This window comes from Rhodococcus sp. WS1, assembly GCF_003797745.1.
GTDB classification, from domain to species: domain Bacteria; phylum Actinomycetota; class Actinomycetes; order Mycobacteriales; family Mycobacteriaceae; genus Rhodococcus_F; species Rhodococcus_F erythropolis.
Window position 1 is genome coordinate 1,970,590 of record NZ_RKLZ01000001.1, and the last position, 14,099, is coordinate 1,984,688.

A 14,099-nucleotide genomic window follows, 5' to 3' on the forward strand; every position below is an offset into this window, starting at 1 on the left:
CTCAGATAAGGAAGCTGTGACGCTCAATTCGATCATCCCCGCCGGCAAGAGCGCGATCGGAAAGCTGGTCGGCGCACCATTCCACTTCGCATCATCGCTGCGCATGGCCAGGGTTTTTCACCCGCACGGGATCGAACTGAAGGGAACATTGAAGCCGGCCACCCCATGGTGGCCGGTAACGGAGTCGTCGACGATTACCGTCACCGCTCGAATGTCGAAAGCACTCGGAATTCCGGGAGACCTACCCGACATACTTGGCCTGGCGCTTCGGTTGCACGATGTCGGCGCAGATGAAAACCCGTGGGACATTCTTCTCGCAACATCAGGACTTTCTACCTTCTCGAAAATGTTTCCAGCTCCGGCTTTCTCGTGGAACGGCGCGAGATACAGCACACTGGTCCCTTACTCACGCGCGGGCGGGGCCGCGGCGTGGCTGATCGTGACACCGCGCGGCGTCCACCCGACCGGCACTTCTTTGTCGGCATTGAAAACGGCGGTCGATCATTCCCCTCTGCACTTCTCCGTGTACCTCGCGAGAATTCAACTTCAGTTGATACCGATCGGGCATCTCTGTCTCGACGAGGTCGAGGACCACCCGGATTGCCTCCAGCCGTCCTTCGATCCGGTTCTGAACAGGCCGGCCCACATGCGCATGCTTCCGGAGTGGCTCGCGGAAACGCGCAAGTTCGCGTATCGCGGTAGCCGCAACGGCCGAGGAGACACACAAAAGCGCGGTTGACCGGACATGCCGGTCAACCGCGCCGAAACTCATTCAGCTTGTGAACTTGTCCTTGATATCCGAGACCTTGTCACTGACAGTGTCTCCGGCCTTCTTGACCTTTGCCTCACCCTGATCGGCAACACCTTCGGCAGCCAGATCGTCATTGCCCGTGGCATTTCCGATCTTTTCCTTGGCTTCGCCGATGAGATCCTCAGCGCGGTGCTTTGCCTTGTCGATGAAGTCAGACATGTGTTTCTCCTTCTTGAATTCGGTGTGGATTCGGTCGTGCGTTCGGCCGTGGGATTCGGCCGTGGGATTCGGCCGTGGGATTCAGTCGAACTCGAACTGCGTGGACAAATGTGTCAGCGTTTTCCGGTGACTGCCTTGACCAGGAACAGCAAGATGACGGCGCCGAGGAGGCAAGTGAGGAAGCTGAAGATCCAGCCTGCACCCTCGACATCGACGCCGAAAACTCGAAGCAGGAAACCACCGATCAGGCCGCCGATCACACCGACAACGATGTTGAGGAAGATCCCCTGCTGCGCATCGGTTTTCATGATCTTGCTGCCGATCCAACCCGCTAGTCCACCGATGATGATCCAGGCGATGATTCCGAGTGAGAGCATTGTGACTCCTTGAGGTAAGGGACGGCGCAATGAGAGACTGCCGGTGAAGGGAGAGTTCCGAGCGATCGGCCCGCGCAACTAGACCGTGATCGCGGGTTGTGTTTGCACACAACCGGACTCTCCGCCGCACGACGCGGGGGATCGTGCACTCAGTAGCAGCCACATTGTCTGCTTACCTTTCTATCAGGTGTTCACGACAGAACCAAAATGACTGGCGATTCACCACATACGAGAAACGACACTCACCGACGCGCACATGATCAGCGTCACTACGATCGCGATCGCCATCGAAGTGACGGTCGCAAGGAGCACCGTGACACACAGTGCCACAGCAACATCCATGACTCTGTGCACGATCGGGAGGTCTACCAATACCCGGTCACCGGGAGGCTCAAACCTCGATTGATCAGAGAGTTCTCGGCTCATCGCGTTTCGCGCTTTCCACGGCGATATGAGTTCTGGTCGCGACGGATGGATCACCGAACATCGACTCGACTTGATCCCCCGTGTCAGTGACGCGAGAAATCAACTCGGACAACGTTTCCGATCCGGATACGACGCTACGTCTCAATGTCACTCGCAAATCGATCGTGCGAACTCCACGATCGAGCAACGCTTTTCCTCGGACACGCGACACTTCGTCGAAGTCCTCCAGTGATGCGCTCGCCCCTTCCGCCACCGCACCCAGATCCGCGGTGATGGAATTGTGTGAGTTCGACCCAGGGACCGTGATCTCCTTCACCCGACGCAGCGGCACATGCGCGATCAACCACCGCAACGCGAGGAGGACTAGCAATACTCCCCCAGCTCCGACAGCCCATGGCCACCACGAGTGATCGACAAGATCTTCAGCCCACGGGATCTCGATACGCGCCGGGAAATCCTTGATCGCGTCGAGATTCCACAGGATCGCTGCAACTCCCAGCGCTACCGCGAGCATCCCCACCACGCATGTCGCCACGCGATCCATCGCCGTCGCCGTCCGAGTCATGACATCGATCCCGTCTGGATACGAACCTTGATTCGCGGCGATGGTGACAGCGACCCGGCCAAGTCCCCCAGCACCGCACGGATCTCCGATTCAGCGGTCGCGGCTCCATCGGGCGTGACCGAGGCCTTCACTTCCAGCTTGCGCCGGGTCGCGTGTGACGAAGCGGATCGAACCTGGGCCAGTGACTCGACGCGAACAGACGCTATCGCCGCTACATCGGCGGGATCGATCCATGTATTCGCGACTCCGACCAAGGCATTGGCAGTCTTTCGGCGCGGTTTGAGTCCGAGGATGACGAACCACAGGCCGAGAACGACGGCTGCGATCCCCGCCGGCAACATCCAACCCTGGTACGCGAGCCCGTCCACATATGCGGCAGCACTTGGTATCCACTGCGACCCGGTGATCACGCCGGTGTCCACCAGTGCGTCGCGGACGCCGACCACGCCGAGCGCAAGTAGCGCCGCGGCGATGAGGAATCCCGTGACGGCCGATCCGGGCGCCGCAAGGGGAACAGGAGCAGCAGCCCTCGAGGCAGTGGGTGGTGCGACCTTGTCGGCGGTCATCGCACTTTCCTTCCCGCGTCACGCTTGGTCGATGCCGGGAGAACGCTCACGATCGCCACGTCCACGCCGTCTACGTCCAGGCCCGATACAGACTGCAACTGGGTTGTCACGTTCTCTCGCACCGCGGTACCGATGACCGACAAGGATCCGGGCCACTCGATCGCGATGTCCACCTTGGCCCGTACCCGCTTGCCGGATACCAGCACTCGCGCCCTCGGCAATTCGCGCCCGGTCAGTTTGTCCATGCCGGCGGCGTGATGGCGCACCCCCGGGGTTCCGCGCGTCGCCTCGAGAACCAACTTCTGCGCGACTCTGTCTCGAATCGTCAGGGTTCCGCGATCGCCCGGCTCACCAAGCACAGACGACTCCGGTCGAGCTGTCTCAGCCACGTCCGCGACCCTTCAGCATCACACCGAGATCGAACTCGCCGTCACGCTGACCACCGACGAGGTATCCGATCACACCGAGAACCAGAGCGATGAGGAATCCGGTGAAACCGCCTGCAGCAGCTGCGACTCCGAGAAGTAGTCCTGCCAGTAGGCCGACAGTCGAGGTGGTCATGTGAATCCTCCGTTGTGGATGATGTTCGATGGTGCCTGTCAGATCTCGGTGTAGGTCTTTGCACCCGGAAACCGAGCGCGCACCCGCGTGTACTGGGCCCGAACGGGTTTGGCTATCTGTCGCATCGTGCCGCGCAGCGACGTGCGCACAACCACACCGATCGGGGATGCGAAGTCCCGGTCGACGCGTTCGAGTGCTCGATTGAGCGCGTCGGCAGATCCGCCCACGTCGGGGTGGTAGTTCCTGATCGCCTCTCGGCGTGCGGATCGTCGATCGGGAACTGAACCCCGAGAGTGCTCAGGCATCGCGTCCACGACCGACTACGTCTTCCACTGTCACGTTCACGGGGCCTGTAACGAGTCCTGAAACCGCTTGGCGGATACGTAAAGCCGTGTCTCGAACGGCGGCGTCGGCGAAGATGCACACATGGATGTCTGTCGACGACTCCGTCATCCGCACGCCGACGACGCGGCGACCGGGGAGGTACGTGCCAACCTCGCCGAACATTCCGGCATGAAGCGAGGCGACCCCAGGTACCCCCGTCACAGCCGCCGCGATGGTGTCAGCGATTTCGGAACTCACTGCACCCGTGCAGTCTTGGGCTCGCCGGTTTCGTCGTCGCTGCCCTCGTCGAGGTGGACGTCGTGAACTGTGATGTTCACCTCGGTCACTTCGAGACCCGTCATCCGTTCGAGCGCCGCAATGACGTTGCGGCGAATGCCGGTGGCCAGATCGGCGAGCGATACGCCGTACTCGGCCACGATGTCGATGTCGACCGCTGCCTGCTTTTCGCCGACCTCGACCGATACTCCCTGGGAGTGGTTGACACTCGCGCCGGGGATCCGCTCGCGCAGTGCCCCGACAACCCGGGACGCTCCGCCGCCGACGTCGTACACACCGCTCACCTCTCGCGTGGCGATGCCGGCAATCTTCGAGACAACGGTGTCGGCGATCGACGTCTTTCCTTGAGAGCTCACGAGAGCCGAGTCGTTCGATGATGCAACATCCTTCGTAGATGCTGTCGCAACCTGTGTGCTGACCATTGTCATCTCCTCCTGTTGATCGATCTACCTGTGTAGTCGTCACTCGAAGGCAAAACCGAATGCCCCAGTCAGGTGACGTGCATCACTGACACTTGTTAGTTACTGTCCGTAACATTCAACGCCCCGGCCGGGCGAACAATCTTCGAACGCAGCCGAGTTTTCCGCATTTCCGCGAGAGGAGCGACTGTGGCGTTACCGCACACACAGGGGCTCACCGAAGCACCTGACGGCTTGGACACCGCAACGGTGGACGCTGCGATACTCGGCGACCGAGAAGCATTCGAGTCACTGGTGCACTACTACGGACCTGCACTTCACCGCTATTCGCGTCGAATGCTCGCAGATGAAGGCGACATTCTCGAGGTAGTCCAGGACACCTTCGTGGCCGCGTGGCGCCGACTCGATTCATTTCGTGGCGAATCGTCGATGCGAACATGGCTTTTCGCGATCTGTTCCCGAAAGATCGTGGACAGCTATCGAATCAAGAGAGCGCAACCGATCGACGACAAGCTGCTGGATCCTCTCGTGCCGTCTCCCGAGGCCGGCCCGTTCGACACGACCTCGAACGCCGCGTTCCTGGAGGCACTGGAAGAAGCGTTGGGTGAATTGCCTTATCGCCAGCGTGCGGCCTGGACGCTGCGAGAGGTGGAGATGCTCACGTTCGTTCAAATCGGCAAGATTCTGAGACTCACTCCGGATGCAGTGCGAGGGCATCACCATCGTGCACGGGCTAACCTGAGTGAACGAATGACGAGGTGGCGATGACTGAATCACGAACCGACGCATTGATGGCGCACGCATCCGACGTCCTGCGGAACGCTCCCGAGCCAGGCTGGGATCGAATCAGCGACAAGGTGATCCGGGCGCTACGGTCGACCTCGGCGTCCGGTTGGCCGCTCGACGCACACGCGTCCGAAGGTCCACGTCTAGGCACGGTGTCGGTGAGCGATCACGTACTCCGCACCCATTTGGCCGCCGAGATACGTTCTCGACACCACTGCTCGCCGAGCAGTATCGAGTTCTTCGTCGACGGCCACGAAATACGTTCACTACGTATCGAACTGGCAGCGCCATACGGAGTGGATCTGGCCGAACTGTCGGACCGGGTTCGATTCACCGTCGTCGATGTCGTTCACCTGATCCTCGGTGACATGGACCCACCCGTCTCTGCAGAGAGCGTCCACATCGCCGTAGTCGACATCGTGGATGATCTACCTGCCGAGGAGAACACCAAAAGCCACTCCGAGCACTAGGTGTTTGTTCGGCAAGTGTTTGGGAACCCGGCACTCATGACCACGCCCCCACCACCGGATCCGGGCCCCGTCCCCGACCCGGGGTCGCCGACACCACCCGCGCCGGCACCACCCGATCCGCTGAATCCCCCGCCCGTGCCACCGACTCCGACGCCACCGAACCCGTATCCCCCGGATCCGATCCCGCAGATCTGAAGTCAGCTGCCCCGAACTTCAGACTTCAGCCGCCGAGTTCGGCGATCATCTCGCTCAACGATTCTGCGGCGATACGTAGTTCACCTTCGTCGGGGTTGTCGGGCGAGGACGGTAGGCGCTCGGCCAACTGCTCGCGAGTGACAAGCGAGATACCATCGAGGCCGAACCCTTCTTCATCGGGGACGTAGATCTCGATCTCACCCCCAACCGCTACCAATTCCGAATGGGGCCCGCTGCCCAGCAGTGCACGCAGGTGTTCGGTCGTCACGGTCATATGGTTCACGTGAAATCTCCTGCTTCGGTGACAGCTGACTTTGCCGGTATGGCTCGACGTGACGTACTGACTCGACGTGACGTACTACCCCTATTGAGTACCCCTCGCGGGTGAGCAAGAAACGACAAGTACATGAACACCAACCTTCAGAGAGACGCAGCCACCATGACTGAACGAAATTCCACCGACCGCACTGATCAGACGGACGAGCCGCAGACCACCGGCACCGACCACGGTCCCGGAACCGGGGCCGATGCCGCACACAAGGACGTTCAGACCGATCCGTCGGGCGAGCGTACGTGGGCCGACGAGGGTGGAGCCTCGAGTACCGGCCCGGCAACCGACACCGACTGATCGCGCAAGAGCTCAGTCATCGGGACCAAGGTCCCGTGGGCCGACGCTCACGGGTCCTTGAAATCCTTACGGATCTAACGCTTTTCACCTGGGTTTTCGCGATGCGGTAAGGTAGGCACTCAGCACGGTTGAGTACCCAGCCGTTGAAGACGAGCACGGTTCGTGCGTTGCTTCCCGTGCCGTTTCCCGGTTTCGAACGAAACCGTTTCGAACCAGACCGTTCGAACGAACCGTTTCGAGCAATCCGTCAGGAGTTTCGATGAACGAGTTTTCGAGAACTACAGATGAGCGTACGGACAGTCCCCCCACATTCACCACGACGTGTGCGGAAAACATTCAATCACTCGTGGTCAGCGGCGAGATCGACGTCCGGTCCCGAGCTGATTTCGCTGCCTGCGTCGACGACCTGATCGGTGAGCGTCACCCGTTCGTACTCGACTGCTCGGACGTCCAGTTCATCTCCGTCGGAGGTCTTTCCATCATCGAGACTCTGTCGGCCAAGGCACGAAGGCTCGGCGTTCCTTGGACGCTCGTCGCAGCGCACCCCGTCAGGCGCCCGCTGTCTCTTCTGAAGATGGACGCAGACATCGTGTTCACCGACTCGACAGCCGAGGCGGTCACATACCTGTCCTCGACCACCGTGCTGGACGAGACCCTGGCGGAGCCGATGTCGGCGTGAGTACCGATCTCGAAAAGCTCTCCGAATTCGTCGTCGTCGCAAACCGACTACCCGTCGATCTCGAAACCGACGAGGACGGTGGCAAGAACTGGAAGCGAAGTCCGGGTGGACTCGTCACTGCTCTCGAACCCATCCTGCGACAGCGAGACGGCGCTTGGGTCGGCTGGCCGGGCGTCGCGGACGAGAAGGTAGATCCCATAGTGGTTGACGGCCTTCGTCTGTTTCCCGTCGAGCTGACCTCTCAGGACCTCGCCGAGTACTACGAGGGGTTCTCCAACGACACGCTGTGGCCGCTCTACCACGACGTCCTGGTGGCACCGACGTTCGAACGGTCGTGGTGGCACACGTACGTCGCGGTCAACCAGCGGTTCGCCGAGGAAACCGCCCGTTGCGCCGCGGACGGAGCCACCGTCTGGGTGCAGGACTATCAATTGCAACTCGTGCCGGCAATGCTGCGCGAACTGCGCCCGGACCTGACGATCGGGTTCTTCCTTCACATTCCGTTTCCTCCGGTCGAGCTCTTCATGCAGCTTCCGTGGCGCAAGGAGATCGTCAAGGGAATGCTGGGCGCCGATCTGATCGGCTTCCACTTGCCTGGTGGCGCAAACAATTTCCTGTTTTTGGCCCGAAAACTACTCGGACTCAAGACAACGACCGCGGGCGTCGGTGTTCGAAGTGCGCTCGGGCATGTGGATTTCGACTCTCGCGTCGTCAAGGTGGGGGCATTTCCCATCTCCGTCGATTCGGCCGAGCTGGAGCGCCAGTCGAAGAGCGAATCGGTCCTGCGCCGCGCACGCGAATTGAAGGAAGAGCTCGGAAATCCCGAAAAAATCCTGCTGGGAGTCGACCGCCTGGACTACACCAAGGGCATCGACCTGCGACTGCAAGCCCTCAAGGAACTCCTCGACGAGGGCCGCTTGGATCCGGAGAAGTACACGATGGTGCAGCTCGCCACGCCCAGTCGTGAACGCGTGCAACACTATATCGACCTTCGCAGTGTCATCGAGGAACAGGTGGGCCGCATCAACGGCGACCACAGTCAGATCGGCCGCCCCGTAGTTCACTACCTGTATCAGCCGGTCGACCGCGAAGAACTGATCGCACTGTTCGTCGCTGCCGACGTCATGCTCGTGACGCCGATGCGTGACGGGATGAATCTGGTGGCCAAGGAGTACGTGGCCTGCCGAGGCGACCTCGGAGGCGCTCTCGTTCTCAGCGAGTTCACCGGTGCTGCAATGGAATTACGACAGTCATACCTGGTCAACCCGCACGATTTGGACGGCGTGAAGAATACAATCCTGACCGCAGTTCATCAGGATCCGAAAGAGGGCCGTCGCCGTATGGCTGCGCTGCATCGCCAGGTCATGACGCATGATGTGCATCAGTGGGCCGAGTCGTTCCTGACTGCACTTTCGCCGCCCGAACCGCGCCCGGACAATCAGTTCGTCACGGAGCGCGAGTCTGACTTTGCACGCAACAACTGACCCCGTGGGCTTGCGTCAAGGGTGAGCGGAGACTCGAGCTAGGATTGGTTTCAGTTCATCGTCAAGCAGCGGCTGCGAACTGATCTCCTCAACATAGCCGTGCAATGCTGCATCGGCCCAGAAAGACAGGCCGACCATGCCCCTCACGGTGAAGTACTCCGAAACCTACAACGACGCTCTCATCGCGCTCGCTGCTGCTACTCATCGGCCGGCCAATGTGGTGAACCTGTTCGGCGAGTACGCCATTCGTGTCGATCTCGAATACAACCGTTATCTTCTGGCGACCAATACCGCGGCCGGACTCTCCGATCGACCCGACAACGGAGAATCGTGGCTGGTGCGGTTCTTCCAATCCGAAAACACCGACACACCGGATCGCCTCCTCGCGGAAGCGTCGCATCAATGGTTGGTCGATGCTTTGGACGCCGTGCTCGAACAGATCGAAGCGGCAGGCAACAAGATCTCCGCCGACGCGGACTTCGGCGACCCTACCCGTACCGAAACTCCATCCTGAACGGCATCGTATGGAGCAACGCTACTAGTCACCCTCGTCGGTCAACTGGCTGATTCGAGCCGCTAAGACTGCATTCTCGGCCTCCAGGGACAGAATCAGACGGATACCGACAAGATTGACTCCGTCGTCGATCAGCGCGGTGATTCGTCCGAGCGTATCCAGGTCGGCCTCGCTGTACCGGCGTGTACCGCCATCCGTGCGGGTTGGTGTGAGCAGGCCCCTTCGCTCGTAAAGGCGCAGCGTCTGAGGTCCTACCCCGGACAGTTCTGACATCACTGAGATCCCGTATACGCCGCGCAGCGCCCGGGTCTGGGATTCCGACGTCACTGGAACCTCCTAGTTCGGTGTCGGCTGTCTCAATCGGCGTCATCCGACCTTAGCATCATCACGCAGTGAATCTGACGCCCAGGACATAGATTCAAGCGTGTCCAGGGCCACTCATGACAAAAATCGTCGAGCCGAGAAGGCATGTAATGGCAGATCAAAGCCGATTTCGACAAGATCGCACAGCGAGCTTCCTTTAGCTGTCGAATCGAAGTAGCCTTGCCAATTATCTACATCGGCTGATATAGATTTTGTAGCACTTGAAAGCGCCATAACCGGCACTCGAAGGTGTAGAACACCCAGACGTCGGAGTCGGTGGTTCAGCCGACTCCCTCACGGCACACTCTTCACCGGGAGCAAGATGACGACGATCGACATCCCGCCCACACAGGGCGAGAGCACCACCGGCATCGGAATCACTGTTGCAAGCGCGACTTTGACAACCGAAGAGGTCAAGCGCCGAATCGCGATGATGTACGGCGACCCGGTGACAGAGGAGCCAGTAGCACTCGCGCACTGAACCTGACCGACACGCGATCCGATTGACGATGGCGCGAGACCGCCCCGTTCGCGGGCGATCCCCATCAAGACGAGAGGAAAACATATGTCCGAGTTCACCGTACCGGGACTGAGCAGCGCAGACGGTTCGTCCGTCGCCGATATTCTGCAGGAACGCCTCAGCGCCTACAACGACCTTCATCTGACGCTCAAGCACGTCCACTGGAACGTCGTCGGACCCAACTTCATCGGCGTGCACGAGATGATCGACCCACAGGTAGAGCTGGTTCGCGGCTACGCCGATGATGTGGCGGAACGTATCGCGGCACTGGGCAACTCCCCCAAGGGCACAGCGGGAGCGATCGAGCGCGATCGGACTTGGGACGACTACTCCGTCGGCCGCGACGACGCTCGCGCCCATCTGGCTGCGCTCGACCTCGTCTACACCGGGGTCATCACCGACAGCCGCACTGCAATCGACAACGTCGGCAAGATCGATCCGATCACAGAAGACATGCTGATCGGCCAAACGGCACAGTTGGAGAAGTTCCAGTGGTTCGTTCGTGCGCACCTCGAGAACTCCGGCGGCAGCCTCGTACACGAAGGCGCGTCCACCGAGCAGGATGCCGCAAACGAGGCGCGTCAGAACTGACGCTCCGTCCGCGATTTCGGCCGATCGGGGGTCGGCCGAAATCGCGATCCCCACAACAGGAAAGGGCAAGAGCATGTCTGCGGACTCGCGCGGCACGTCGGCACAAACGCGTCGCGAGTATCAGATGTTCGTGTTGCAACAGCGTTTGTTGTTCGGATCGATCGTGGCAGGCACCGCCCTTGGAGTTCTCGCGATCAATTACTTCTGAAATATCAGGGGCCGCAGCCGTCGAAGACAGGACAGAAACGACACAATCATGAGTTCGAGCACTCTCCGCTCGATCGTTCGAAGCGATCGATTTGCGGCAAGCACTTCTTCTCTTCTGCTCGTGGACAGCGATTTCCGTATCCAGGGCGCAAACGACGAATACCTTGCCGTGTCCGGCCGCAGCCTCGATCAGTTGCACGGAGTGGAAGTGTTCGAAGCCTTCCCCGACAATCCCGACGACTCGTTTGCCGACGGAATCTTCTCGTTGACAGCGTCATTCGAGCGCACGATGCACTCCAGAACTCGGGACGCACTGCCGACTCAGCGTTACGACGTGCGCGATGAGCGAGGTAGTGGGCTGTTTGTCACGCGCTATTGGAATACGGTCAATTCCGCCGTCACCGATGATGACGGCAGGGTGATCGGAGTGCTTCATCGTGTGTACGAGGTTCAACGACCCCAGGCTCAGCAGTCCAGTTCAGCGTCAGACGTCCTCACCCGCCTTCGCGCGGAAAACGACGAACTGAGAAGAGCTTTGGATTCTCGGCCCGTGATCGAGCAGGCCAAGGGATTACTGATGGCCGAGCGCGAGTGCTCGGCCGACCAAGCCTTCGACCTTCTGGTCGAGATGTCGCAGGAATGGAACGTCAAGGTGCGCGACATCGCCGGTGGTCTTGTCGCCGCAGCAGAGAGACGTGCCGTCGATCAAAAGAATTCCTGACGACCGGGATTCAAAGGTTGTACGGCTGGGTAATGACCGACCAGAGGTACCCCCGAAATCTTCCCCCTCGAGGGAGGAGCCTCGAAGGTCCCGCCGGTTCAGGCCGGCGGGACCGAGCTTTGCCTTAGTACCCGACCTGGATCCCCGATCCGAGTCGAGTTCGTCACGCAGCGAAGGGAACGTCCATGTTCATGCGCTCCTACACATCTCCCAGGCCCCTTGCCGACGAGTGGGATTGGCAGCTGTCCGGCACCTGCCGCGACACCGACCCCGCCCTGTTCTACGACGACACGAACGAGCGCGGCTCCAGGCGAGCGAAACGCGAGAGTTCGGCGAAGCTGGTGTGCGCCAGGTGTCCTGTCGTTCAGAGATGCCTCGTGCACGCCATCCAGACCGGGGAACCCCACGGTATCTGGGGCGGCATGACCGCGACCGAACGAGAATCGTTGCGTAAAGGTCGAACTGAACCACTGATCAGTGCCGCTGCGAACTCACCGGAGTAGGTGGCAACCTCAGGGCCTGGCCTCGTGATGTCGTAAACCGTGCGTGCGGCGTCGCTCCTTCATCTCGGCTTCGAAGAGGTGCGGCACTCCACCGGCCAGCTTGTCACGCACCACCTGTTCGCATTCGCGAAAGAAGGACCAGTAGTTTTCGTCGAACTCCTCGACCAGCTGGAAGGTCCAGCGCCCTTCGACCACGTTCCGGCCCATCAACTCTTTCTCGACCTGATCGGCCAGCTCGTCGTTACCGCTGGTTCGCAGTAGCTCTACGACCTCGTCGAGCATCAGATCTGCATGTCCGATCAGCTGATGGAAGTCGTACAGAGCGCCTCGCGCCCGCTCCACCGTTTCGAGGGCGTTCGACAACACCCCCGCTGCCTTCACCTCGTCGTCCGTGACGCCTTCCGGTCGTGCGTGTACGGGGATTTGCCTGTCCGCCTGAGTGCCCATGAAACGGACGTACCCGAACGGGTCACAAATGAAAGATGGGATTCGGTACGAGCGCACCACAGGTGATGTGTCTCACAATTCATCCTCTAGTTCGGGTAAAGAGGATTACTTCGCCGGGCGAAGGGTAATCGAAGGCCATGAATACTTCCGGGGTAGAGATGGCTGGCACGCATGGCCGGTACCGTTCCTTGCCTCGGTCCGCCGGAATTACGCCACATCTACCTACAGGAAGCCCCTTGATTCCTCTGTCGAGTCCGACCGAAGCCGAACTTACTCACGACTCCATTGCCTCGCTCCGCGTCCGAGCGTCGTACTCCCAACTGCCGACTCTGCGCGGAATCACCCGCACGGTTGCCAACAACACCGGATTGGACGTCGACGGGACAGCCGACCTTGCTCTGGCGATGGACGAAGTCGCGAGCATCCTCATCGGCCATGCGATACCGTCCAGCGACTTGACCTGCCGATTCGAGACCTACGGTCGCACTCTTCGGATCGTCGTGTCGGTGATCGCGCACTCCGAAATACCCGACAAGTTCCACAGCTTCGGATGGTTCGTTCTCGAAGCACTGGTCGACTCGGTCCGTTTGGAGCAATCGGAAATCGACGCGGACGGTCACATCACCCTGACGATGACGCTTGAAAAGGGCTTGCTCCAGGAGCGTGCGTGACCGCTGTCCCACCGGACGATACTGTCCCACCGGACAAGGCTGTACCACCGGACAAGAAGGACCAGTACGAACTAGCTGTCGAATTGTTCGTCTCGATGGCCTCGCTTCCGCCGGATGACCCGACCCGAGAAAAGATCACCAACTCGATCATCGAACTGTGCCTACCGCTCGCCACCCACGTTGCACGTCGCTACCAGGGGCGCGGCCAGCCTTTCGAGGACTTGGAACAAGTTGCGCGCGTGGGGTTGGTACAGGCTGTGCAGCGATTCGACGTAGACAAAGGATCGGATTTCCTGTCGTTCGCAGTCCCCACCGTAATGGGTGAGGTGCGCAAGCATTTTCGCGATCACGGCTGGTCCGTACGCGTACCTCGCAGCCTTCAGGAACGGCATCTCGCCCTCAACCGGGCGCTCACGTCGTTGTCGCAGACGCTCGGCCGTGCACCGACGGTAGCGGAACTTGCGACGGAGCTCGACATCGAGCCGGACGAGGTCGAACAGGGGTTGACCGCCGGAAATTCATATCGAACCACACCGCTCGACACCGCGTCAGCCGGCGACGGGAGCGGACTGACTCTGATCGATACTTTGGGACAGTACGACGAAGCGATCAGTCGGATCGACAATCACGAAACCCTGCGACCCGCGCTCCTTGCACTACCGGAGCGCGAGCGCACGATCGTGGTTCTCAGATTCTTCGGTCATCTCACCCAGTCCCAGATTGCCGAAAAGATCGGCATCTCTCAGATGCATGTATCCAGAATCCTCACTCAGACACTGAAGCAGCTGCGCACCGAGATGGGTGAAATCTTCTGA

The 14,099-nt window shown here is 60.3% G+C and carries 26 protein-coding genes; 14 read left to right on the plus strand and 12 right to left on the minus strand.

From position 1 onward, the window contains the following. Positions 1 to 16 precede the first annotated feature (16 nt). Positions 17 to 739: a hypothetical protein gene (locus EEB12_RS09025; protein WP_084325756.1), complete on the plus strand. Its 723-nt coding sequence runs from the start codon at positions 17 to 19 to the stop codon at positions 737 to 739. A 33-nt stretch (positions 740 to 772) separates the two neighbouring features. On the opposite strand, the gene EEB12_RS09030 is transcribed toward EEB12_RS09025, so the two are convergent. The 9 genes from EEB12_RS09030 to EEB12_RS09070 all read right to left on the minus strand — a co-directional run bounded on the left by EEB12_RS09030 (position 773) and on the right by EEB12_RS09070 (position 4,508). Then, positions 773 to 970: a CsbD family protein gene (locus tag EEB12_RS09030; RefSeq protein ID WP_019747449.1), complete on the minus strand. Its 198-nt coding sequence runs from the start codon at positions 968 to 970 to the stop codon at positions 773 to 775. 113 nt (positions 971 to 1,083) lie between these two features. Beyond that, entirely contained in the window at positions 1,084 to 1,347 is a 264-nt protein-coding gene (locus EEB12_RS09035) for a GlsB/YeaQ/YmgE family stress response membrane protein (RefSeq protein ID WP_047890188.1), read from the minus strand. 406 nt (positions 1,348 to 1,753) lie between these two features. Further along, on the minus strand, positions 1,754 to 2,338 hold the full coding sequence (locus EEB12_RS09040) for a hypothetical protein (protein WP_141487656.1): 585 nt from the start codon (positions 2,336 to 2,338) through the stop codon (positions 1,754 to 1,756). Continuing rightward, the gene (locus EEB12_RS09045) at positions 2,335 to 2,904 is read right to left on the minus strand and encodes a DUF6286 domain-containing protein (protein WP_020968731.1); all 570 of its coding nucleotides are present in this window, start codon (positions 2,902 to 2,904) and stop codon (positions 2,335 to 2,337) included. The genes EEB12_RS09040 and EEB12_RS09045 overlap by 4 nt, the downstream gene beginning before the upstream one ends. Then, positions 2,901 to 3,293, minus strand: a complete 393-nt coding sequence (locus EEB12_RS09050; RefSeq protein WP_019747452.1) for an Asp23/Gls24 family envelope stress response protein — start codon at positions 3,291 to 3,293, stop codon at positions 2,901 to 2,903. The genes EEB12_RS09045 and EEB12_RS09050 overlap by 4 nt, the downstream gene beginning before the upstream one ends. Next, the gene (locus EEB12_RS09055; protein ID WP_003943629.1) at positions 3,286 to 3,465 is read right to left on the minus strand and encodes a hypothetical protein; all 180 of its coding nucleotides are present in this window, start codon (positions 3,463 to 3,465) and stop codon (positions 3,286 to 3,288) included. Before EEB12_RS09055 ends, EEB12_RS09050 begins: the two co-directional genes overlap by 8 nt. Before the next feature lie 38 nt (positions 3,466 to 3,503). Then, on the minus strand, positions 3,504 to 3,692 hold the full coding sequence (locus EEB12_RS09060) for a hypothetical protein (protein WP_223258031.1): 189 nt from the start codon (positions 3,690 to 3,692) through the stop codon (positions 3,504 to 3,506). A 70-nt stretch (positions 3,693 to 3,762) separates the two neighbouring features. Further along, a complete protein-coding gene (locus EEB12_RS09065) occupies positions 3,763 to 4,047 on the minus strand; it encodes a hypothetical protein (RefSeq protein WP_141487657.1) in 285 nt (94 codons plus the stop codon). Next, positions 4,044 to 4,508, minus strand: coding sequence for an Asp23/Gls24 family envelope stress response protein (locus tag EEB12_RS09070; protein ID WP_003943699.1), 465 nt, complete (start codon positions 4,506 to 4,508; stop codon positions 4,044 to 4,046). The genes EEB12_RS09065 and EEB12_RS09070 overlap by 4 nt, the downstream gene beginning before the upstream one ends. Before the next feature lie 186 nt (positions 4,509 to 4,694). Between EEB12_RS09070 and EEB12_RS09075 the strand changes: the two genes are divergently transcribed. Together EEB12_RS09075 and EEB12_RS09080 are read left to right on the plus strand one after the other, a co-directional pair. Further along, positions 4,695 to 5,273 (plus strand): RNA polymerase sigma factor, encoded by a 579-nt coding sequence (locus EEB12_RS09075; RefSeq protein ID WP_141487658.1) that lies wholly within the window; start codon positions 4,695 to 4,697, stop codon positions 5,271 to 5,273. Next, on the plus strand, positions 5,270 to 5,761 hold the full coding sequence (locus EEB12_RS09080; protein WP_225989303.1) for a hypothetical protein: 492 nt from the start codon (positions 5,270 to 5,272) through the stop codon (positions 5,759 to 5,761). Before EEB12_RS09075 ends, EEB12_RS09080 begins: the two co-directional genes overlap by 4 nt. 220 nt (positions 5,762 to 5,981) lie before the next feature. On the opposite strand, the gene EEB12_RS09090 is transcribed toward EEB12_RS09080, so the two are convergent. Further along, positions 5,982 to 6,230, minus strand: coding sequence for a hypothetical protein (locus EEB12_RS09090; RefSeq protein ID WP_019747457.1), 249 nt, complete (start codon positions 6,228 to 6,230; stop codon positions 5,982 to 5,984). 165 nt (positions 6,231 to 6,395) lie between these two features. Here EEB12_RS09090 and EEB12_RS09095 point away from each other — a divergent pair, with 165 nt between their 5' ends. The 4 genes from EEB12_RS09095 to EEB12_RS09110 all read left to right on the plus strand — a co-directional run bounded on the left by EEB12_RS09095 (position 6,396) and on the right by EEB12_RS09110 (position 9,261). After that, positions 6,396 to 6,584 (plus strand): PI-type proteinase, encoded by a 189-nt coding sequence (locus EEB12_RS09095; protein WP_258537466.1) that lies wholly within the window; start codon positions 6,396 to 6,398, stop codon positions 6,582 to 6,584. A gap of 259 nt (positions 6,585 to 6,843) precedes the next feature. Beyond that, positions 6,844 to 7,263: an STAS domain-containing protein gene (locus EEB12_RS09100; RefSeq protein ID WP_019747460.1), complete on the plus strand. Its 420-nt coding sequence runs from the start codon at positions 6,844 to 6,846 to the stop codon at positions 7,261 to 7,263. After that, positions 7,260 to 8,747: a trehalose-6-phosphate synthase gene (locus EEB12_RS09105; RefSeq protein ID WP_019747461.1), complete on the plus strand. Its 1,488-nt coding sequence runs from the start codon at positions 7,260 to 7,262 to the stop codon at positions 8,745 to 8,747. Before EEB12_RS09100 ends, EEB12_RS09105 begins: the two co-directional genes overlap by 4 nt. A gap of 136 nt (positions 8,748 to 8,883) precedes the next feature. Continuing rightward, positions 8,884 to 9,261, plus strand: coding sequence for a hypothetical protein (locus tag EEB12_RS09110; RefSeq protein ID WP_084325758.1), 378 nt, complete (start codon positions 8,884 to 8,886; stop codon positions 9,259 to 9,261). A 24-nt stretch (positions 9,262 to 9,285) separates the two neighbouring features. Here EEB12_RS09110 and EEB12_RS09115 read toward each other — a convergent pair whose 3' ends face one another. Beyond that, a complete protein-coding gene (locus tag EEB12_RS09115; protein ID WP_084325759.1) occupies positions 9,286 to 9,588 on the minus strand; it encodes a MerR family transcriptional regulator in 303 nt (100 codons plus the stop codon). Positions 9,589 to 9,946: 358 nt separating this feature from the next. Between EEB12_RS09115 and EEB12_RS30440 the strand changes: the two genes are divergently transcribed. The 5 genes from EEB12_RS30440 (at position 9,947) to EEB12_RS09135 (ending at position 12,166) form a co-directional block, all read left to right on the plus strand. Continuing rightward, the gene (locus EEB12_RS30440; protein ID WP_003943664.1) at positions 9,947 to 10,105 is read left to right on the plus strand and encodes a hypothetical protein; all 159 of its coding nucleotides are present in this window, start codon (positions 9,947 to 9,949) and stop codon (positions 10,103 to 10,105) included. Positions 10,106 to 10,189: 84 nt separating this feature from the next. Beyond that, entirely contained in the window at positions 10,190 to 10,735 is a 546-nt protein-coding gene (locus tag EEB12_RS09120) for a Dps family protein (RefSeq protein ID WP_019747464.1), read from the plus strand. A 73-nt stretch (positions 10,736 to 10,808) separates the two neighbouring features. After that, a complete protein-coding gene (locus tag EEB12_RS30795; RefSeq protein WP_020968725.1) occupies positions 10,809 to 10,943 on the plus strand; it encodes a hypothetical protein in 135 nt (44 codons plus the stop codon). Positions 10,944 to 10,991: 48 nt separating this feature from the next. After that, positions 10,992 to 11,663 (plus strand): ANTAR domain-containing protein, encoded by a 672-nt coding sequence (locus EEB12_RS09130; RefSeq protein WP_020968724.1) that lies wholly within the window; start codon positions 10,992 to 10,994, stop codon positions 11,661 to 11,663. Positions 11,664 to 11,854: 191 nt separating this feature from the next. Continuing rightward, a complete protein-coding gene (locus EEB12_RS09135; protein ID WP_037120154.1) occupies positions 11,855 to 12,166 on the plus strand; it encodes a WhiB family transcriptional regulator in 312 nt (103 codons plus the stop codon). Between the two features lie 9 nt (positions 12,167 to 12,175). On the opposite strand, the gene EEB12_RS09140 is transcribed toward EEB12_RS09135, so the two are convergent. Then, positions 12,176 to 12,613, minus strand: a complete 438-nt coding sequence (locus EEB12_RS09140; RefSeq protein WP_029254688.1) for a hypothetical protein — start codon at positions 12,611 to 12,613, stop codon at positions 12,176 to 12,178. 236 nt (positions 12,614 to 12,849) lie between these two features. On the opposite strand from EEB12_RS09140, the gene EEB12_RS09145 reads away from it, so the two are divergent. Then, positions 12,850 to 13,284: an ATP-binding protein gene (locus EEB12_RS09145; RefSeq protein WP_141487660.1), complete on the plus strand. Its 435-nt coding sequence runs from the start codon at positions 12,850 to 12,852 to the stop codon at positions 13,282 to 13,284. A 95-nt stretch (positions 13,285 to 13,379) separates the two neighbouring features. Beyond that, positions 13,380 to 14,099, plus strand: coding sequence for a SigB/SigF/SigG family RNA polymerase sigma factor (locus EEB12_RS09150; protein WP_223258034.1), 720 nt, complete (start codon positions 13,380 to 13,382; stop codon positions 14,097 to 14,099).